Source organism: Arthrobacter sp. B0316-1-20 (genome assembly GCF_059091865.1).
In genome coordinates, this window is the sequence record NZ_JBNHHC010000004.1 from 35,419 (window position 1) to 55,130 (window position 19,712).

The window sequence follows — 19,712 nt, forward strand, 5'->3', positions numbered from 1 at the left end:
CAGGATGCAGCCCGCAATCTGGAGTACGGCCGGGAGCCTTGAAGGTGAACCGCCCGATGCCCGTTCCATCTCAGTTCCAGCGGTATCCGTGGGCCTGTTCATAGGCCTCGAGCAGCCGGTGGGCCACATGGCCGGAGGTGATCAGCGGGTGGATCATGAAGGCCCGCAGCGCGGCAGCACGGTCGCCTTGTCCGCCGCGGATGACCTCCTGCTCCACCGCTTTGATTTGGGTCATTAAGCCGGCCTGGTGCAGGGTCAGCGGTTTCACCGGCAGTGGGCGGGCGCCGTCCGAATCGACCACCGAAGGCACTTCGATGACGGCGTCCTCCGGCAGCTGCGGGATGGTCCCGGCATTGCGGACGTTGAGGATCTGCTCGCTGCGCTGGCCGGTGAGCAGGGCCCGCATGGTGTCCACGGCGACGTGTTCGTAGCCGCCGGCCGCACGGTCCTCCTCGTCGCGGGAAACGCCGATCTCCCGGGCCTCGGACAGATAGCTTTCCTCGCGGCGCCGCAGCGCGTCCTCCCACTCTGCATACGGAGCCCCGGAGGCCTGCAGCCTGGCGTACAGCTCCTGCTGCAGCTCGTGGATCGACTCGCCGCGGGTCTGCGTGGCCCCGGCCAGCGCCATCGTCGCTTCGCGGCGGAAGTAGTAATAGAACAGGTAGGCATTCGGGATCACCCCGAGGACCTGCAGCTCCCGGGTACCGAAAATCCGTCCTTCTTCAAACGACTGGAGCCTGCCGGGGTCGGCGAGCAGCCCCGGAAGCAGATCCGCGCCGTCGTGCTCCAATCCGCGCAGCCAACCCAAATGGTTCAGGCCCACATAGTCCACACCCGCCAACGAGCCGCGCCGCAACGGCGCGCCGGCGGCCTTGGCGGAGCGCCGGACCAGCCCGAGGGGCGTGTCGCAGATGCCGATCACCCGGTGGCCGAGTACCGGCAGCACCGCTTCGGTGACCAGCCCGGCGGGATTGGTGAAGTTGATCAGCCACGCGTCGGGGCTCAGCTCGCGCAGCCGCCGGGCGATGTCCAGGGCGGCGGGAACGGCCCGCAAGCCGCAGGCAATGCCGGCTGCTCCGGTGGTCTCCTGGCCCAGCAGGTTCAGCCGGCTGGCGATGCGTTCGTCCTGCGTCCGGCCCTGCGTGCCGCCGGGACGAATGGCTGAGAAGACGACGTCGGCCCCGGCGAGCGCGTCGTCGAGGCTGCGCGCTGATTCAATGCTTGGCGTCCGGAGACCTCCGGACAGCGGAGCATCCGCCAGCACCCGGGCGATCGCCTGCTGGCGGCCGGGGTCCACGTCGTGCAGCACCAGCCGGTCCACCAGCCCCGCAGCCGGCCCCTCGGCCAGCGCGCGGTAAACCAGCGGCACGCGGAAGCCGCCGCCGCCCAGAATGGCAAGTGTTGCCACTGCTTCCCCCGAACATTGACGTTGGATAACAATCGGCGGCCCCGAGCCCGGGACGCGCCCTTGCTTGTATTGTGCCAGCTAGGGCGCGTCCCGGGCTCGGGCCGCTTAAGCGCGCGGCCCGGCTGAAGAGCCCCGCATGGTGCAGGCGGACGTTTTGCTGTGCGTAACTCTTCAGCTGGAAAGCAAGCTTCGGATGGGAGAATGGATCCGTGAGCTCTACAACGTCGCCGCTGCCCTATGACCGCCAAGCCGTCATCAACCTCGACGCGATCCGCGCCAATGTGCGGCAGCTGCGAGAGATCGCAGCCCCCGCCCGGGTGATGGCCGTGGTCAAGGCGGACGCCTATGGCCATGGCGCCATTCCGGTGGCCCGCGCCGCACTGGAAGCCGGTGCCGGCTGGCTGGGCGTGGCCCACTTCACCGAGGGACTGGCCCTGCGCAAAGCGGGCATCGACGCTCCCATCCTGGCCTGGCTGCACACTCCGGATACCGACTTCGCCGCCGGAATTGAGGCGGGCATCGACGTGGGCGTGTCCGGCTGGGAGCTGGAGCCGGTGGTCAGGGCCGCCCGGCAGCTGGAACGGCCGGCACGCGTGCACCTGAAGATCGATACCGGCCTGGGCCGCAACGGCTGCCCGCCGGCGCTGTGGGAGGACCTGGTCAATCGGGCCGTGGAGTACCAGGAACTGGGGCTGCTGCGGGTGGTGGGAGTGTTCTCCCACCTGGCCGTCGCCGACGAACCGCACCGGCCGGAGACGGACGACCAGGTGGACCGCTTCCGGGAGGCGGTGGCGGTGGCGGAAAACGCCGGGCTGGATCTGGAAGTCCGGCATCTGGCCAACACGCCGGGCACGCTCAGCCGTCCGGATGCGCACTTCGACATGGTCCGGGTGGGCCTGGGGATCTACGGGCTGTCCCCCTTCGAGTCGCAGACCCCCGAGGAACTGGGGCTGGTGCCGGCAATGACGCTGCGCGCGCGGGTGGCCAACTGCAAGCAGGTACCGCATGGCCAGGGCGTCTCCTATGGGCTGAACTACCTGACCACCGAGCCAACCACGCTGGTGCTGGTGCCGCTGGGCTATGCCGACGGCATCCCGCGCAGCGCCGCCGGCGTGCAGGTGGCCATCGCGGGTCAGCGGTATGACGTGGTGGGCCGGGTGGCGATGGACCAGTTCGTGGTGGACTTGAGGACCAACGACGCCGGTGACCTCCTGGGCGAGGAAGTGATTGTTTTCGGCCCGGGCCGGGATGTTCCCGATGCCCAGGACTGGGCGCTCGGCGCCGGCACCATCAACTATGAGATAGTCACCCGCGTGAGCCAGCGCGTCCCGCGCTATTACGCCGGGACTGCCGATGAACGGGACGACGCCGGGGAAGCCGCTCCCGTGGCGGAGGCGGCGGTACTCCCCGCATCCGCGGCGGAGCAGGCCGCCGCAGCAGCACAGGTCCGCGCGGCCTTGGCCACGACGGACGATCGGAACACGGACAGCGCCGGGGATGCCGGCGCGGTGCTGGCATGACCAGCGGGGCGGGCCAGCCAGGCGCGGCAGACGTGGCCCGGGAGCAACAGCCCACGCCGGTGTGGGAACGCGAGTTCCACGTGGGCTCCGCGGAGGAAACGCAGGCGCTCGCCGCCCGGCTGGGCAGGATACTGCGGGCAGGCGACCTGGTGGTGCTCAGCGGAGAGCTGGGCGCAGGGAAAACCACCTTCACCCAGGGCCTGGGCGAGGGACTCGGCGTTCGCCCGGGCATCATTTCGCCCACGTTCGTTCTGGTGCGCAGCCATCCGAGCATGAACGGCGGCCCGGACCTGGTCCACGTGGACGCCTACCGGCTGGAGTCGGAGGGCGAGATCGACGACATCGACCTGGAGAACACCCTGGACGAGGCCGTGACGGTCGTGGAGTGGGGCCGCGGCCGCGTGGAGCACCTCTCCGACAACTGGCTGGACATTTCGCTGGTCCGGCCCACCGGGGCGGACCTGATGAACCGACCGGCCGAGGGCGCGGCACCGACTGGCGGCGGGCCCGAGCAGGGTTCCACCGACGGTGCCGCGGGCACGCAGGCGAGCCCCGGCGTCGTGCTCGATTTTGAAGAACCCGACGACGGCGAGCCCCGGCTGATCCGGATGGCGGCCTACGGGCCGCGCTGGGCGGCGTACATCTTCGCCTGACGCAGCAGCGGTCCTCAGCGCGATTTACTGCACCGCGAGGGGCTGCGGACGCACTCGGTCTTCACTGCCTGCAGGCACAGGTCCATAATCGATGGCGAGAGCAGACCCGCGAGGAGGCCAACCATGGACACTGCGCTGACCCCGTACCTGGGATTCCGCGACCAGGCCAAAGAAGCGATGACCTTTTATCATTCGGTGTTCGGGGGCGAATTGACGTTGAACACCTTCGGCGACTTCCACGCCAGCGATGACCCGGCGGAGGCCGACAAGATCATGCACTCGCAGCTGGCCACCGAGCGCGGCCTGGTGCTGATGGCAGCTGACACGCCGAACAGCATGGACTACACGCCCGGTTCCAGCCACTCACTCTCGCTCAGCGGCGACAACGAGGCCGAACTGCGTGGCTACTGGGACAAGCTGATCGACGGCGCCAACGTCACCGAACCGCTGCAACAAGCGCCTTGGGGCGACACCTTCGGTATGTGCACGGACAAGTTCGGCGTCCACTGGATGGTCAATATCGCGGGGCAGTCGCCGTCGTAACCCATCCGTGCGCCCACGGTGCGCAGGTGCCGCCGGAGCGGATGCCACGGGCCGCGGAGTACCTCAAGTAAAATTGATGCGTGCTGATCCTCTCCCTTGATACCTCCGCCATCGCCAGCGCCGCGCTGCTGACCGGACAAGGAGAGACGCTGGCCGCCTTCGCCACCGAGGACACGCGTAGCCACGCGGAAGTTCTGGCCCCCGGAATCGGCAAGATCATGACGACGGCGGACGTCACCGGCGCAGACATCGACGCCCTGGTGGTGGGCGTGGGCCCGGGGCCGTTCACCGGCTTGCGCTCCGGGATTGCCACCGCCCGGTCGCTGGCCTTCGCCTGGGGTAAGCCGCTGCACGGCGTGATGAGCCTGGATGCCATCGCCGTGGATGCGGCGCTGGATGCCTGGCGGGCCGGCGTGGACGAGTTTGTGGTGGCCACCGATGCCCGGCGCAAGGAAGTGTACTGGGCGCGCTACCGCAGTACCGGCGGCACGCATGAGCTGCTGGACGGCCCGCACGTCAGCGCGCCGTCCGAGGTCCCGGACCTGCCGGCCTACGGCATGGGCGCCGGACTGTACCCGGAGCAACTCCGCGGCGTCACCGAGTACAGCGGCACACAGCCGACGGCCGAAGCGCTGGGCCGCACCGCCGTCGTCAAGCTGGACAAAGGGCTGGACCTGCTGGACACCGCGCCGCTGTACCTGCGCGAATCTGACGCGAAGGTCCCCGGGCCGCGGAAGCGGGCACTGTGACCGCCGGCGCGCAGCCCGCGGGCCGCATCAGGGCGATGACCGAGGCCGATGTTCCGGCGGTGGATGCGCTGGAGCAGAAGTTGTTTCCGGACGATGCCTGGCCCACCGAAATGTTTTACGAGGAACTGGCGCAGGACACCCGCAGCTACTACGTGGCCGTGGATGCGCTGGGCGACGTGATCGGCTATGCCGGACTGATGTGCGTGCGGCCGATCGCCGACGTGCAGACCATTGCCGTGGTGCCCGAGCGCGAGGGGCAGGGGATCGGCACCAGACTGCTGACCCTGCTGATTGAGAAGGCCGCGGAGCAGCGGGCGGACGACGTGCTGCTGGAAGTGCGCGCGGACAACCCGCGGGCGCAGCGGCTCTACCGCTGGTTCGGCTTCGAGCAGATCCACGTCCGGCCGCGCTACTACCGCGGCGGCACCGACGCGCTGATCATGCGGCTGAAGCTCAAGGACTGGACCGGCCTGCCCGGTACCGGCCGGGGCGCAGCAGGTGCCGGCCATGATGCTGCAGCGGCCGGCACAGCAGGCGAGCAACCGGAAACCACGGAGGAGACCCGATGAACCGCACCCAGCCGCTGGTCCTGGGGATCGAATCCTCCTGCGATGAAACCGGTGTCGGCATCGTCCGCGGCGACACCCTGCTGGCCAACGCGGTTTCGTCCTCGATGGACGAGCACGTTCGTTTCGGCGGGGTGATCCCGGAGATCGCCTCGCGCGCCCACTTGGACGCGTTCATCCCCACGCTGGAGCAGGCGCTGGACACCGCCGGCGTCAGCTTGGACGAGGTGGACGCGCTCGCCGTGACCTCCGGGCCCGGGCTGGCCGGCGCCCTGATGGTCGGCGTCTGTGCGGCCAAGGCGCTCTCGTTGGCCACCGGCAAGCCGCTCTACGCGATCAACCATTTGGTGGCCCACGTGGGCGTCGGAGTGCTGGATGGGGGAGTGCTCCCGGAGAACCTGGGCGCGCTGCTGGTCTCCGGCGGCCACACGGAGATCCTGCGCGTACGCTCCCTGACGGACGACGTGGAACTGCTCGGCGCCACCATCGACGACGCTGCCGGCGAAGCCTATGACAAGGTGGCCCGCATCCTCGGCCTGGGCTATCCGGGCGGTCCGGCCATCGACAAACTGGCCCGCGAGGGCGATCCGAAGCGGATCCGCTTCCCGCGGGGGTTGAGCCAGCCCAAGTACATGGGCTCGGCCGAGGCGCCGGGACCGCACCGCTACGACTGGTCCTTCTCCGGCCTGAAGACGGCCGTGGCCCGCTGCGCGGAGCAGTTCGAAGCCGCGGGCGAGCCGCTTCCGGTGGCCGACATTGCGGCGTCCTTCCAAGAGGCGGTGGCAGACGTGATCACCGCCAAGGCCATGCTGGCCTGCACCGAGCACGGCATCAGCAACCTGCTGCTGGGCGGCGGGGTGGCGGCGAACTCGAGGCTGCGGGCGCTGACCGAAGAGCGCTGCGCCCAACACGGCATCTCGCTGCGGGTGCCGCCGGTGTCCCTGTGCACGGATAACGGCGCCATGGTCGCCGCGCTCGGCGCCCAGGTGGTGATGGCCGGCGGCCAGCCATCCGGCATCGAATTCGCGCCGGATTCCTCCATGCCGGTCACCAGCGTGCACCTTTAGGCAGAGCGACCTCCGTAAGGCAATCCTGCCCCCCGCTCGGGCAACCCCTGGCCGACGACACTGCCTGTCACAATCAGTGACGGCGTTCTAGGCTGAAACTATGGCGGCCCTCGCTGCTCCTTTTCCCCATAACTCTTCTCTCCGGGCGGAAGCCCCGGAACGACGGAGGCAAAGACCATGGGACCTCAAGCTGGAACTGTGAAACTGTCCGCCGCCGTGCTGGTGGCGGCGTCGCTCCTGCTGACTTCTTGTTCCCGAACCGGCGACGAACCCGGCGAAGGGCCGGAAGCGGGAGGTGCGGGAGGTTTTGAGACCGGTTCCTTGGTCAGTGTTTCCCTCTCCGCAGACACAGCGCACGCTGAAGACTTGTTCACCGAACAGATCAAGGATTCGAACTTTGAACCGGACGTTCAGGTTGCGGCAAATGCCGCAGAACAGCAGCAACAGATCAGCAGCATGCTCAATGGAAAACTGAAAGTGCTCATTGTGGACGCGGCAGACCCGGCAGGCTTGGGGGAGCAGTTGGCGGCCGCGGAGGAGGCACGGATTCCGGTGATAGCTTTCGACACCATGGTCACGGACACTGCCGCGGCCAAGTACCTGGTCAGTGTGGATGCATTCCAAAACGGACAGACTCAGGCGCAGGCACTGCTCGACGGGCTGGCTGAACGACACGGCGAAGGACCTTACAACGTCGAATTGTTCAGCGGCCACCCTAGCGACCGCGCGGCACGCCTTGCGTTCGACGGAGTAATGAACGTACTTCAACCAAAGATCGACGAGGGCACCGTGGCCGTCATGTCCGGGCAGACGGATTATGAGGCGACCGCGAGCGAAAGCCCGGAGGCTGCCGGAAAGCGGTTGACGGGCCTGTTGGCTGACAACTATGCCTCGCACAAGTTGGATGGAATCTTGGCAGCCGATGATGCCACCGCTCAGGCTCTTATCCGGGTGGCCCAAGACGGCGGGCAGGACTCTGCCGTAGTTGTGGGCAGCGGATCCGCCCCGGAAGGAGTGAAATCGGTCATGGCCGGCAAGCAGTACGCCACCACCTACGCCGACCCGGCAGCCATGGTGGCCGAGGCGATGACGCTCGTCAAGGGGTTTGCGCAAGACGACGCGCCCGAGGCAGACGACGAAGATTCTTACGGCAACGATCAAACCACCGTCGCGGCCTATCTCACCGAAGCCGAACCGGTGACGCAGCTCAACGCCCACAAGGTGTTTGCCGACAACCCCGAGCTGTCGAAGCTCGCCGAGTAGGTATCTGGGTTTAAGCAGTCCCGCGAAGCTGGCTGACCACGTCGAGCACGACGGCGCGCAGGTCGCCGTCGTGCTCTGCAGCCACGCGGCGCTGGCGCTGGTAGCCGGCACCGCCGTCGATAATTTTCTCCACGTCTGCCAGCTCATCGGCGCAGCCGAGCTTGTGGGCCACCGGTTCCAACCGGTTCAGCACGTGCTCGCGCAGGTGCTCGGTGACCAACATTTCCTTGCCGGCGGCGTTGAGGATGATGATGGCGTCCATGCCATAGCGGGCGGCGCGCCACTTGTTCTCCTGCACATGCCACGGCGGCATGGTGGGGATGGCCCAGCCGTTGTCCAACGCGGTGGAGAACTCGTCCACCAGGCACTGCGTGAGTGCGGCGACGGCGCCGACGTCGCGCAGCGTCGACAACCCGTCGCAGACCCGCATTTCAATCGTGCCCAGCGCGGGCACCGGCCGGATGTCCCAGCGGATCTCGCTGATGGTGTCGATCACCCCGGTGGTGAACATGTCCTGGACGTAGTCTTCGTACAGCGCCCAGCTGGGGAACTGGAACGGCAGTCCGGCGGTGGGCAACTGCTGGAACATCAGTGCGCGCTGCGAGGCGTATCCGGTGTCCTCTCCGGCCCAGAAGGGGGAGGAAGCGGAGAGTGCCTGGAAATGCGGGAAATAGTTGAGCAGCCCGTCCATCACCGGCAGTGCCTTGTCCCGGTGATCCAGGCCTACGTGCACATGCACGCCGTAGATCACCATCTGCTGGCCCCACCACTGGGTGCGGTCGATCAGCTTGGCGTAGCGTGCCTTGTCCGTCACCGGCTGCGACCGCGGTGCGGCAAAGGGGTGGCTGCCGGCGCAGAAAAGCTCCACGCCCATCGGGTCGGTGACGTCGCGGACCGCCGTCAGCGCACTGCTCAGGTCGGCCTTGGCCTCGCTGACGGTGTGGCAGACGCCGGTGACGAGCTCAACCGTGTTCAGCAGCAACTCCTGCTTCACGTGCGGGTGCTCGTCGTCGTCCTGCAGTTCTGGGTGTCCGGCGCGGACGGCCTCCAGCACGTGCTCGGCCACGGAGACGAGCTCGCCGGTTTGTGCGTCCACCAGCGCCAGTTCCCACTCGACACCCAAGGAAGATTGGGCGGACTGGGCAAAATCGATATTCAAACGCTGCTCCGTATCTGGCGGTACCGGCTGCCGCCGGCTGATGCACGTCTCGCGCGGAACGGGCGGCGACACTCAATTGATTCTAGTTCGTCAGGGCCGGGCCGCGCGCTCTCGGCTGCGGCCACCCGCGGACGGGACAGGCTCGACGACGATCGCCACCCGGTCCTCGCCGATCCGGGTCAACACCAGCGTGGCCTTGTTCGGTCCTTTGCCGGAACCGGTCAGCAGGGTTTTGCGCAACTCGTCCGGCGTGACCGACGTGCCGCGCTTCTTGATCTCCAGCGTGCCGATCCGGCTGGCCTTGACCCACGCCTTGAGCTTCTTGACGTTGTAGGGCTTGACCTCCAGCACCTTGTACGCGCGGGCAAACGGGGTTTCCTGCAGCTGCGGGGCACAGATGTAGGCGATGTGCTCATCCAGCAGGTGCCCACCCAGGCCGCGGGCAAGGTCGGCGACCAGCCCGGCACGGATCACAGCACCGTCGGGCTCGTACAGGTAGCCCTCGGCCGGACCGGTCTCCACGTTCTGGTGTGCCGGATCAAAGCTGATGGCGCTGGTCAGTTCGGCGGTGCCGCGGGCGCCAATCACCAGGGCTGCGCGCCGCACGCCGGGACGGGCCAGCGCGTTGAACCACAAGGCAGCCTCAATCACGTCACCGCTGACGGATATCCATTGCACCTCGCAGTTCTCCGGCAGCGCGTCGTGGGGAATTCCCGGCCCCATCTTGACTCCCACCGGCAGGCCCCGGTCGGCGAGCTTCTCCACAAAGGACAGCGGCGGCGAGAACGCCTCCGGATCAAAGATCCTGGTGGTGCCCGACGTCGTCGTGGTCCGCCGTGCCGGATCCAGCCACACGCCGTCGATCCCGGTCAGGTCAACGTCTTCGGCTTCGGCGTTGACCACTCTCGCGTCCGGCCAGGGCATCAGGTTGATGGTGGCCACCGCGGCGGTGGTCTCATCACGTTCGACGGCGGTGACCCTGCGGTCAAGGGTCGCCAGCGCGATGGAGTCCGCGCCGATTCCGCAGCCGAGGTCCGCCACGTGGGCCACCCCGGCAGCCTGGAACCGCTGGGCGTGCAGGGCCGCGATGTTCAGCCGGGTGGCCTGTTCGAGTCCTGCCTGCGTAAAAAGCATCTTCGCCGCGAACGGGCCGAACTTTGCCTCAGCCTTGGCCCGCAGGCGGGATTGCGTCATCGCGGCGGAGACCAGTTCGGGGGAATGGCCGGCCTTGCGCAGTTCGGTTCCGGTGTGCAGGCTCTCGGCCTCGGAGTAGGGGCCGAGAGAATTCAGCAGTTCCCAGCCTTCCGGAGTCAGAATCGGGGCGATGCTCTCGGCGTGGGTCTCGGATGCCATGGATTCAAGCCTAGTGCAGCAGATTGGGGCCAGCGCACGGCCCCGGTTCGGGCTGGCGGCCGCATCCGGCTATGGGTAGTTCTCCCCATAGCCGGATCAGCAAGTCATCCGTAAGATCAGAAGGAAGCTTACTGTGAGGAGGCCCGGATTATGTCAACACCCTGTGACTGGAGCGACATCGATACGGATGCTTGCCAGGCGGAAATTGAAGCGGAACTGGGCGAGTTGATTGCGTCCAGCAATCGTGTCCACCGCGGATGGCAGGCCCTGTGGGAAGAAGTCGCCGTCCCCGCGCCGGCGTGGCAGCGGGACATGCGGCGCTTGGCCTAAGGCACCTGCATCCCGCCCGAACCTCATTTGGCCGCGCCGAGGTGCTGGCCGCGGGCAGCCGCCGGCCGTAGCATGGGCGCATGATTGCAACGGCGGCAACTTTCCTGTCCGCGGGCCGCTACTTCCGTGAAGTCTTGGCCAACGTGCCCTCTACCGCGTGGAACGCGCCCGGATTGGATGACTGGACCGTCAGGACCTTGGCCGGACACACCAGCCGCGCCCTGTCCACGGTGCTGACTTACTTGGGGCGTCCGGCTGCGAAGGTTCAGGTGGAGTCGGCCGCCGACTATTATCTGGCCACCGGACTGGCTGATGATCCCGGCGTCACCGAGCGGGCCATCGCGGCAGGCAAGGAGTTGGGGCCGCACCCGGTGGACATGGTGGACCGCCTGCTGGCCCAATTGGAGAACACGCTGCCGCTGGCCGAAGACCGGATCATTGAAACGGCTGCCGGCGGAATGCGGTTCAGCGACTATCTGCCCACCCGGATCTTCGAACTGGCCGTGCACACCCTTGACTTGTCGCGTGCGTGCGGCCTGGTGGCCGAATTGCCCAGCGACGTGGAACTGGAGGCTGGCCGGCTCGCCATCCAGATCGCCTCCGAACGCGGGGACGGCGCGATGGTCCTGCTGGCGTTGACCGGCCGGACCATCCTGCCGGGCGATTTTTCCGTGGTGTAGGCCTCACGTCCTAGGGCCGGTTGCGGATGCCAACGGCGGAGACCGCGCCGCCGGCAAAGAGCAGCAGCGCGGCGGCCAGGGCAGTGCGGCGGAACCCTGCATAGTCCAGCATGCCGCCGGTAATGGCACCGGCCGCGGCGATGGCCACCAGCCCGGAGATGCGGGCCACTGCGTTGTTCACCGCTGAGGCGATTCCGCTGCGTTCCGCCGCTACCGCGCCGAGCACTGCGGCGGTCAGCGGGGAGACGGTGACCGCCAAGCCGAAGCCCGCCAGCAGCACGCCTGGCAGGATTTGCTGCCAGAAGCCCAAAGGCTCGTGCGCGGATATCATGAGCAGGAATCCGGTCCCGGCCAGCAGCGGCCCCGCGGCCATGAACAGGCGCGGCCCGTAGCGGCCCGAGAGCCGGCCGAACCAGGCGGCAAACGCGAGCGAGAGAACGCTCATCGGCAAGGTCGCCAGACCGGCGGCTGCAGCGCTGAACCCGGCCGCCTGCTGCAGAAAGACCGGCAGCGCGAACAGCCCCAGGGACAGCCCCGCATAAACCCCCGCCGTGACGATGTTGCCGACGCCGAAGTTGCGCTCGCCGAACAACTGCAGCGGCATCATCGGGAAGGGCGCACGGTGTTCCCACCACAAAAAGAGCCCCAGACATATCAGCCCGGCGGCCAGCGGGACCAGCACCGGGGGGTCTGCCCAGCCGACCCGTTGCTGCTCGATCAGTGCGAACACGGGTCCGGCGAGCCCGGCGGCGGCCAGGCACGCGCCCGGCAGATCGATTCGTTCGCGCGGCGCCTGCCGGGGTGGGTCTGCCAGCCGGGCCACCAGCCAGAGCGTAACGGCGATGGGCAGCACATTCACCGCAAAGACAACCCGCCAGCCCACCGTGTCCACCAGCAGGCCGCCGAGTACCGGGCCGACGATGTAGGCAGTGCCGGTCCAGGCAGTCCAGACGCCGATCGCCCGGTGTTGGCGCCGCCTGGCGAAGGTCGAGGTGATTAGGGCCAGCGAAGCCGGCACCAGCAGGGCGGCGCCCCCACCCTGGACAATCCGTGCGGCCACCAGCCCGGCCGCCGCCGGTGCCGCCGCGCAGGCCAGCGAGGCCACACCGAAGACCACTAGCCCCAGCCGCAGGATCCGGACCCGGCCGAACGCGTCGGAGAGGGCGCCAGCCACCAGGATCAGCGCGCCCAGGGAGAGCAGGTAGCCGCCCACCACCCACTGTTGGACCGCGAGGCCTCCGCCGAGGTCACGGTCAATGGCCGGCAGCGCGACGTTGACGACGGAGGCGTCTAAAAAGGCCACGAAGGACGCCAGAATGGCCACCAGAATGACGGTGGCTTCACCGGACAAGCTCCGCAAAGATACAGACTCAGGGGGTTCGGAACCAGCCGGCTGGCCGCGCGAAGGCATGAACCGGGATTCTACCGCGCCCCGATGTTGGTTTCACGGACGCGCGGCACCTTCACTTTCTTCACTGTGCACCGGGGGAGGGCCCCGCAGACTTAGCGGGCGGAGCTCTGGTCCAGCCCTCGCTGCTGTGCCAGTCTGGAAGATGCCCGCCCGCAGAGCGAAGGAGACCGCCATGAACAACGTCGGATTTACTCCCACCCAAGTTTTCAGCGGCTTCAGCGTCAATGACACCGCTGCCGCCAAACAGTTCTACAACGGGATTCTGGGGCTCGACGTAGCCGACGGTCCCATGGGCATCGTCGAACTGCGCCTGCCCGATGGCGCCAAAGTGATGATGTACCCGAAGCCGGACCACCAACCGGCCACGTTCACCATCCTGAACTTCGCCGTCGAGGATGTTGAAGCCGCAGTTGACGAGCTCAACGACCGCGGGGTGCAGACCAAGATCTACGACAATCCCGATCTGCCCACCGATGACAAGGGCATCATGCGTGGCAACGGCCCGGACATCGCCTGGTTCAAGGACCCCGCCGGCAACGTCCTTGCGGTCCTGAAGCAGTGACGGCGCGGCGGCCGCTTGCGCCCGCCGCTCAGCACGCAGCTGGCCACGCCCGCCCGGCGGCGGTCAGGCGAAGTAGACGCCGATCCGGTTGCCTTCGATTTCCTCAATCCGGATGTCGATCTCGTAGACATCGCGCAGTACCTCGGGATGCATGATCTGCGCCGGCGGGCCCTGGTGGACCAGCCGGCCGGAGCGCATGGCGATGATGGAGTCGGAGTAGCAGGAGGCGAAGTTAATGTCGTGGATCACCAGCACCACGGTCTTGCCCAGCTCATCGGTGAGCCGGCGCAGCAGCCGCATCATTTCCACCGCGTGCTTCATGTCCAGGTTGTTCAACGGCTCGTCCAGCAGCAAGTAGTCGGTGTCCTGCGCCAGGACCATGGCAATGAAAGCGCGCTGGCGCTGGCCGCCGGAGAGCTCGTCCACGAACTTGTCCGCCATGGAGGTCAGGTCCAGGTACTCCAGGGCCTGTTCGATGTGTGCTTCGTCGTTGGCGGTCGGCCGGCCGTTGTTGTGCGGGAAACGGCCAAAGCCCACCAGGTCCCGGACGGTCAGGCGGACTGTCAGCTGGTTGTCCTGGCGCAGGATGGCCATCTTGCGGGCCAGTTCCTTGCCCGCGGTCTTGCTGACGTCCAGGCCGTCGATGGTGACGGCTCCGGCATCCATCGGCAGCAGCCGGGAGACCATGGACAGCAGCGTGGACTTGCCCGCCCCGTTGGGACCGATGATCGAAGTGATGCCGCCGTCTTTGATGTAGCAGCTGACATCGTCCACCACCGTCTGCGTGCCGTAGGTCTTAGAGACGCCGGAGACGTGGATCATTTGACGGAGCCTTTCAATAGCAGGGCGATAAACAGGAGACCGCCCGCAAATTCAATGACAATGCTCAGCGCCGTGTCGAAGCTGAACACTTGCTCAAGCACCAACTGGCCGCCGACCAGTGCGATGGCGCCCAACAGCACGGCGATGGGCAGCACATAGATGTGGCGGAAATGTGAGCAGAGCAGGTACGCCAGACTCGCCACCAGCAGTCCGAAGAAGGTAATCGGACCCACCAGCGCGGTGGAGACGGCCACCAGAACGGCGCAGACCATCAACACCTTGGTAACGGCCCGCCGGTGGTTCACGCCCAGGTTCAGAGCGGTGTCACGTCCCAGCGCCAATACGTCCAGCTCCCGGCGCATCCGCCAGACGGGGATGCTGGCGGCGGCAACGGCCAACGCCGAGACGGCCAGCAGCAGGCCATCCACGTTGTTAAAGCTGGCGAAGAACAGGTCCTGCAGGATGATGAATTCGCTCGGGTCGATCAGACGCTGCAGCAGCGAGGAGATACCGCGGAACATCGTGCCGAAAACGATGCCCACCAGCAGCATCAGGTGCAGGCTCTTGCCGCCGCCGGTAAACAGCCAGCGGTAGAGCAGGAAGGAGAACGCGACCATCAGCATGACCTCGATCACGAACCGAGCAGGTGCACCCATGCTCAGCAGCGCCTGGCCGCCGATGGCGAACGTCAGCCCGGTCTGGATCAGCAGGTAAAGGGCGTCGAAACCCATGATCGACGGCGTCAGGATCCGGTTGGCGGTCACCGTCTGGAACAACACAGTGGACACGCCCACGGCGTACGCCACCAGCAGCATCGACCCGACCTTGATGGCCCGCCGGGGAAGGATGTAGCCGAGATTGCCGCGCAAGTCGATGGCCATGAACACGGCGACAAGGACGGCAGTGAGCAGTCCCAGCAGGATGATCCACGTCCGCGGCCGGAGGGTCTTGACGGTGCGGCGCTTGTGCTGCGTCAGTGCGGCGGGCAGAACGGTGTCAGCCATTCTTGCGGGTCCTCAACAGCAGGTACAGGAAAATGGCGCTGCCTACGGCGGAGACAATAACGCCCACGGGAATCTCGTAGGGGAACCGGATGGTGCGGCCAATGATGTCGCACAGCAGGACGAAGCCGGCGCCGAACACGGCCACCCAGGGGACCGCGCGTCGGACGCTGTCACCGAACACCAGCGATACCAGGTTGGGCACCACCAGGCCCAGGAAGGGAATGGCGCCGACGTTGACCACAACCACAGCGCTAATCAGCGAGACGATGACCAGTCCCAGCGTCATCACACGGCCGTAGCTCAGCCCGAGGTTGGTGGAGAATTCCTGGCCCATGCCGGCCATGGTGAACCGGTCCGCGCACAGATAGCCGACCACCGCCAGGACCGCAACGATCCAGAGCAGCTCGTAGCGGCCGCGCAGCACGCCGGAAAAGTCGCCGATCATCCAGCTGTTCAGGGACTGCAGCAGGTCGTACCGGTAGGCAAAGAAGGTGGTGACGGCCGCGATCACGCCGCCCAGCATGATGCCCACCAGCGGCACGATCAGCGTGTTGCGCAGCGGGATCCGGCGCAACACCAGCAGGAACAGCCCGGTTCCGGCCGCAGCGAACACGGTGGCCACCGACATCTTGGCCAGCAGCGAGGCGCCGGGGATCACCACCGTGACCACCAGGATGCCCAGCGAAGCCGACTCCACGGTTCCCACGGTGGACGGCTCCACGAATTTGTTCCGCGCCATCAGCTGCATGATCAGCCCGGCAATGCCCAGTGCTGCACCGGCCAAGACCACGGACAGGGTCCGCGGCAGCCGGCTGATCCAGAAGATGTCCCAGGCGGACTGGTCACCGGACAGCAGCGCCGGCAGGGAGACATCACTGACCCCCACGAACATGCTGGCACAAGCCAAAATAACGACGGCGGTGCCCGCCCAGGCGAGCTGCGCACCGGATCCCAGGGGGCGGGCACGCCGGGCGGCGGCTGCAACCGGAGCCGGTGCTGGAGTGGAAATCGTGGAGGAAGCCATAGGACGGACCACCGCGCAGGCCGCCGGCGAATCTGCCGGCGGCCGTACGGGGTGCTACTTCGTAACGGCTGCCTGAACGGCGCTGATCATGGCGTCCGTGTTGTTCAGGCCATAGCCCACCAGGTACCAGGAGGCTGAATCCAGATAGGTGATGCTGTCGTTCTTTGCCGCCTTGGTGCCGTTGACCAGTTCGTTGTCCAGAACCGCCGAGGCCGCCTCTCCGGATTCACCGACAGCCGAGTCGCGGTCGATCACGAACAGGTGGTCCGGGTTGGTTTTCGCAATGAATTCGTGGGAGATCGCCTCGCCGTGCGGGCCCTCGGACTTCACCTCGGCGGCGGGCTGCACGCCCAGGACATCGTGGACGATGCCGAAGCGGGATCCGGCGCCGTAGGCGGTCATCTCGCCGCCGCTGGTCATCACTACCAAGCCGGTGCCGGCGTCGGCAGCTTCGGCCTTGGTGTCCTCGATCTTGGTGTCGAGGGCAGAAAGCTTTGCGTCAACTTCGGCTTCCTTGCCGAAGATCTCGCCGAGCGTCGTCGAGACTTCCTTGAAGCTTTCCACCGGTGCGGCGGCGTCGACGCTCAGATCAATAGTCGGCGCGATCTTGCTCAGCTCGCCGTAAGCCTCGGCGGTACGGCCGGAGATGATGATCAAATCCGGTGCACCCTCGCTGATCGCCTCGAAGTCGGGTTCCTTCATGGAGCCGATCTTGGTGTAGCTGTCTTCGCCATACTGCGCCAGAGACTCGGGGAACACTGCCTCCGGGACGCCGTCCACCTCGACCCCCAAAGCGGTCAGGCTGTCCAACACGCCCAAGTCGAAGGTGTAAACGGTCTCCGGGTTCACCGGCACGTCGGTGGTTCCCGAGGCATGTTCAACGCTGATCGTCTCTGCGTCTGCGCCTGCTGCGGCATCGGTCTGCTGACCGCACGCGCTCAGAGCAAGCATGGAAACGGCTGCGGTCACGACCATCAGGCCGGACTTCAGGGGCTTTTTCACTGACACTCCATCGTTCGTCAATCCGGGCCCCGAGAGGGAACCGGCATTAGGCAACATAAACGTTTGCTATTTGCGCGCACTGTGAAAGCTACCGGGTTAGGTTAGCCTTACGCAACTTGGGCCAGCTGGTCGGAAAGCCTCGTGGCGTCACATGCGGGCCGGCTAGAGGTGGGATCGACGCCCCGCTGGCACTCGCCTTGACCGAGTGCTAACCCGTCTCATAGAGTCGCTGTTAGCACTCTCCCCGTGTGGGTGCTAATACAAGGAACCGCCTGCCGGCACCGCGACGACGGCAGACATCTCCTTGGCCAACCTATTCGTAGCTCATGAAAAGGAGAGAGCCGAGTGTCGGTCTCCATTAAGCCTCTTGAGGATCGTATTGTTGTCCAGCCGCTCGAAGCAGAGCAGACCACGGCCTCTGGCCTGGTTATCCCGGACACCGCCAAGGAAAAGCCGCAGGAAGGCAAAGTTGTCGCGATCGGCCCCGGCCGCGTCGATGACAATGGCAACCGGGTTCCCGTTGACGTAGCCGAGGGTGACGTAGTCATCTACTCGAAGTACGGCGGAACCGAGGTCAAGGTCGGTGGCGAAGAGTACCTGGTGCTCTCTGCCCGCGACGTGCTGGCCATCGTCACCAAGTAAGGCCCATCAGCTGAGTCCGGCGGCTCGGGCGCGCGCAGTCGACGCCCGCAGCCGGAACCACGGACAACCGAAATGCCCCGGCTGCCGCTGTGTTGCAGCGCAACCGGGGCATTTCGCGTGAAAGGAACAAATTCATGGCAAAGCAGTTGGAGTTCAACGACGCGGCCCGCAAGGCGCTGGAAGCCGGCGTCGACAAGCTCGCCAATACCGTCAAGGTCACCCTCGGTCCGCGCGGCCGCAATGTGGTCCTGGACAAGAAGTGGGGCGCTCCCACGATCACCAATGACGGCGTGACCATCGCCCGTGAGGTGGAGCTCGACAACCCGTACGAGAACCTCGGCGCGCAGTTGGCCAAGGAAGTCGCCACCAAGACCAATGACGTCGCCGGCGACGGCACCACTACCGCTACCGTGCTGGCCCAGGCGCTGGTTAAGGAAGGCCTGCGCAACGTGGCCGCCGGCGCCGCACCGGGGGCTCTCAAGCACGGCATTGAGGTGTCGGTCGAGGCAGTGGCCGCCCGCCTGCTGGAGAACGCCCGCGAGGTCGAGGACAAGGTGGCCGAAGTCGCCACCATCTCCGCCCAGAGCCCCGAGGTCGGCAAGCTGCTGGCCGAGGCCTTCGACAAGGTGGGCAAGGACGGGGTCATCACCATCGAAGAGGCCTCCGGCATGGAGACCGAACTGGTGCTGACCGAAGGCATGCAGTTCGACAAAGGGCTGCTGTCGCAGTACTTCGTCACCGACCAGGAGCGCCAGGAGGCCGTCCTTGAGGACGCGCTGATCCTGATCTCCCAGGGCAAGATTTCCACGGTGCAGGAGTTCCTGCCGCTGTTGGAGAAGGTCCTGCAGGCCAACAAGCCGCTGTTCATCATCGCCGAAGACATCGACGGCGAAGCCCTGTCCACCCTGGTGGTCAACAAGATCCGCGGCACGCTCAACGTTGCCGCGGTGAAGGCGCCTGGCTTCGGCGACCGCCGCAAGGCCATGCTGCAGGACATCGCGGTGCTCACCGGCGCCCAGGTGGTGTCCGCCGACGTCGGTCTGAAACTGGATCAGGTAGGCCTCGAGGTACTCGGTACCGCACGCCGGATCACCGTCACCAAGGACAACACCACCATTGTGGATGGCGCCGGTTCCGACGCCGACGTGGCGGACCGTGTGGCCCAGCTGCAGGCAGAGGTGCTGCGCACCGATTCCGATTGGGACCGCGAGAAGCTGCAGGAACGCTTGGCCAAGCTGGCCGGCGGTATCGGCGTGATCAAGGTCGGCGCCGCCACCGAGGTCGAAATGAAGGAGAAGAAGCACCGGATTGAGGACGCAGTGTCCTCCACCCGCGCTGCTTTGGAAGAGGGCATCGTTGCCGGTGGCGGTTCCGCCCTGGTCCACGCATCCCAGGCTCTGGACACCGACCCCAACGTGCTGGCCCTTGAAGGCGATGCAGCCACCGCCGTCGGACTGGTCCGCCGTGCGCTGGTCCAGCCGCTGCGCTGGATCGCCGAAAACGCCGGTTACGAGGGCATGGTCGTCGTCTCCAAGGTGGGCGAACTGGACGTCAACAATGGCTTCAACGCCGCCACCGGCGAATACGAGGACCTGTTCGCCGCCGGCGTCATCGACCCGGTGAAGGTGACCCGCTCGGCGCTGCGCAATGCAGCCTCGATCGCAGCCCTGGTGCTGACCACCGAAACCCTGGTCGTGGAGAAGCCGGCCGACGAGGACGAGCACAACCACCAGCACTAACAGCCGCAGGGTCGCCGCGCCGCGCGGAGATCCACCGGTGCCCGCAGTACAGAGGGGATCAGGCCAAGCCTGGTCCCCTTTGTGCTGCCCGCCGTGACCGTTAGCTCCACCACATCCGCAGCGGGCAGAAATACCGGGTGCGCCGGAAACGTTTAGGATGTAACCAACCTCTTGAGCCGGTCTTTGGGACCGTGCCCGGAGGCCGCCACCGGTAT

General features: G+C 66.5%; 20 protein-coding genes. 12 read left to right on the plus strand and 8 right to left on the minus strand.

What is annotated here, in order from left to right; all coding sequences use genetic code 11:
* Positions 1-70 precede the first annotated feature (70 nt).
* Positions 71-1,408 carry a family 4 glycosyl hydrolase gene (locus tag AC5RW2_RS07585; protein WP_493963057.1) on the minus strand — a complete coding sequence of 446 codons (1,338 nt, stop codon included), beginning with the start codon at positions 1,406-1,408 and terminating at the stop codon, positions 71-73.
* A gap of 209 nt (positions 1,409-1,617) precedes the next feature.
* Here AC5RW2_RS07585 and alr point away from each other — a divergent pair, with 209 nt between their 5' ends.
* The 7 genes from alr to AC5RW2_RS07620 all read left to right on the plus strand — a co-directional run bounded on the left by alr (position 1,618) and on the right by AC5RW2_RS07620 (position 7,769).
* Entirely contained in the window at positions 1,618-2,928 is a 1,311-nt protein-coding gene (gene alr, locus AC5RW2_RS07590) for an alanine racemase (RefSeq protein ID WP_493963056.1), read from the plus strand.
* Positions 2,925-3,581 carry a tRNA (adenosine(37)-N6)-threonylcarbamoyltransferase complex ATPase subunit type 1 TsaE gene (gene tsaE / locus AC5RW2_RS07595; protein WP_493963055.1) on the plus strand — a complete coding sequence of 219 codons (657 nt, stop codon included), beginning with the start codon at positions 2,925-2,927 and terminating at the stop codon, positions 3,579-3,581. Before alr ends, tsaE begins: the two co-directional genes overlap by 4 nt.
* Positions 3,582-3,704: 123 nt before the next feature.
* Positions 3,705-4,124 (plus strand): VOC family protein, encoded by a 420-nt coding sequence (locus tag AC5RW2_RS07600; protein ID WP_493949546.1) that lies wholly within the window; start codon positions 3,705-3,707, stop codon positions 4,122-4,124.
* A gap of 80 nt (positions 4,125-4,204) precedes the next feature.
* Positions 4,205-4,873 (plus strand): tRNA (adenosine(37)-N6)-threonylcarbamoyltransferase complex dimerization subunit type 1 TsaB, encoded by a 669-nt coding sequence (gene tsaB / locus AC5RW2_RS07605; RefSeq protein ID WP_493949547.1) that lies wholly within the window; start codon positions 4,205-4,207, stop codon positions 4,871-4,873.
* A 35-nt stretch (positions 4,874-4,908) separates the two neighbouring features.
* A complete protein-coding gene (gene rimI, locus AC5RW2_RS07610) occupies positions 4,909-5,442 on the plus strand; it encodes a ribosomal protein S18-alanine N-acetyltransferase (protein ID WP_493963160.1) in 534 nt (177 codons plus the stop codon).
* Entirely contained in the window at positions 5,439-6,506 is a 1,068-nt protein-coding gene (gene tsaD / locus AC5RW2_RS07615) for a tRNA (adenosine(37)-N6)-threonylcarbamoyltransferase complex transferase subunit TsaD (RefSeq protein ID WP_493963054.1), read from the plus strand. The genes rimI and tsaD overlap by 4 nt, the downstream gene beginning before the upstream one ends.
* A gap of 198 nt (positions 6,507-6,704) precedes the next feature.
* Positions 6,705-7,769 carry a substrate-binding domain-containing protein gene (locus AC5RW2_RS07620; RefSeq protein WP_493963053.1) on the plus strand — a complete coding sequence of 355 codons (1,065 nt, stop codon included), beginning with the start codon at positions 6,705-6,707 and terminating at the stop codon, positions 7,767-7,769.
* 10 nt (positions 7,770-7,779) lie between these two features.
* Here the strand turns inward: AC5RW2_RS07620 and AC5RW2_RS07625 are convergent, their stop codons facing one another.
* Positions 7,780-8,928, minus strand: coding sequence for a glutamate--cysteine ligase (locus AC5RW2_RS07625; protein ID WP_493949550.1), 1,149 nt, complete (start codon positions 8,926-8,928; stop codon positions 7,780-7,782).
* 90 nt (positions 8,929-9,018) lie between these two features.
* On the minus strand, positions 9,019-10,281 hold the full coding sequence (locus tag AC5RW2_RS07630; protein WP_493963052.1) for a THUMP-like domain-containing protein: 1,263 nt from the start codon (positions 10,279-10,281) through the stop codon (positions 9,019-9,021).
* A 150-nt stretch (positions 10,282-10,431) separates the two neighbouring features.
* Between AC5RW2_RS07630 and AC5RW2_RS07635 the strand changes: the two genes are divergently transcribed.
* Together AC5RW2_RS07635 and AC5RW2_RS07640 are read left to right on the plus strand one after the other, a co-directional pair.
* A complete protein-coding gene (locus AC5RW2_RS07635; RefSeq protein WP_493949552.1) occupies positions 10,432-10,611 on the plus strand; it encodes a hypothetical protein in 180 nt (59 codons plus the stop codon).
* Between the two features lie 80 nt (positions 10,612-10,691).
* On the plus strand, positions 10,692-11,291 hold the full coding sequence (locus AC5RW2_RS07640) for a maleylpyruvate isomerase N-terminal domain-containing protein (protein WP_493963051.1): 600 nt from the start codon (positions 10,692-10,694) through the stop codon (positions 11,289-11,291).
* Positions 11,292-11,301: 10 nt separating this feature from the next.
* On the opposite strand, the gene AC5RW2_RS07645 is transcribed toward AC5RW2_RS07640, so the two are convergent.
* A complete protein-coding gene (locus AC5RW2_RS07645; protein ID WP_494073894.1) occupies positions 11,302-12,642 on the minus strand; it encodes an MFS transporter in 1,341 nt (446 codons plus the stop codon).
* Positions 12,643-12,874: 232 nt separating this feature from the next.
* On the opposite strand from AC5RW2_RS07645, the gene AC5RW2_RS07650 reads away from it, so the two are divergent.
* Positions 12,875-13,264, plus strand: coding sequence for a VOC family protein (locus AC5RW2_RS07650; protein ID WP_493949557.1), 390 nt, complete (start codon positions 12,875-12,877; stop codon positions 13,262-13,264).
* Between the two features lie 63 nt (positions 13,265-13,327).
* Here AC5RW2_RS07650 and AC5RW2_RS07655 read toward each other — a convergent pair whose 3' ends face one another.
* The 4 genes from AC5RW2_RS07655 to AC5RW2_RS07670 are packed head-to-tail and all read right to left on the minus strand — an operon-like array spanning position 13,328 to position 17,116.
* Positions 13,328-14,086: an iron ABC transporter ATP-binding protein gene (locus AC5RW2_RS07655; protein ID WP_493963049.1), complete on the minus strand. Its 759-nt coding sequence runs from the start codon at positions 14,084-14,086 to the stop codon at positions 13,328-13,330.
* Positions 14,083-15,090: an iron chelate uptake ABC transporter family permease subunit gene (locus AC5RW2_RS07660; RefSeq protein ID WP_493949559.1), complete on the minus strand. Its 1,008-nt coding sequence runs from the start codon at positions 15,088-15,090 to the stop codon at positions 14,083-14,085. The genes AC5RW2_RS07655 and AC5RW2_RS07660 overlap by 4 nt, the downstream gene beginning before the upstream one ends.
* Complete coding sequence (locus tag AC5RW2_RS07665) at positions 15,083-16,114, minus strand: ABC transporter permease (protein WP_493963048.1); 1,032 nt, start codon at positions 16,112-16,114, stop codon at positions 15,083-15,085. The genes AC5RW2_RS07660 and AC5RW2_RS07665 overlap by 8 nt, the downstream gene beginning before the upstream one ends.
* Positions 16,115-16,168: 54 nt before the next feature.
* Complete coding sequence (locus AC5RW2_RS07670; protein WP_493949561.1) at positions 16,169-17,116, minus strand: siderophore ABC transporter substrate-binding protein; 948 nt, start codon at positions 17,114-17,116, stop codon at positions 16,169-16,171.
* 345 nt (positions 17,117-17,461) lie between these two features.
* Between AC5RW2_RS07670 and groES the strand changes: the two genes are divergently transcribed.
* Together groES and groL are read left to right on the plus strand one after the other, a co-directional pair.
* Entirely contained in the window at positions 17,462-17,758 is a 297-nt protein-coding gene (gene groES / locus AC5RW2_RS07675) for a co-chaperone GroES (protein ID WP_127511177.1), read from the plus strand.
* A gap of 134 nt (positions 17,759-17,892) precedes the next feature.
* The gene (gene groL, locus AC5RW2_RS07680; protein ID WP_493963047.1) at positions 17,893-19,497 is read left to right on the plus strand and encodes a chaperonin GroEL; all 1,605 of its coding nucleotides are present in this window, start codon (positions 17,893-17,895) and stop codon (positions 19,495-19,497) included.
* The last annotated feature ends 215 nt before the right edge of the window (positions 19,498-19,712 follow it).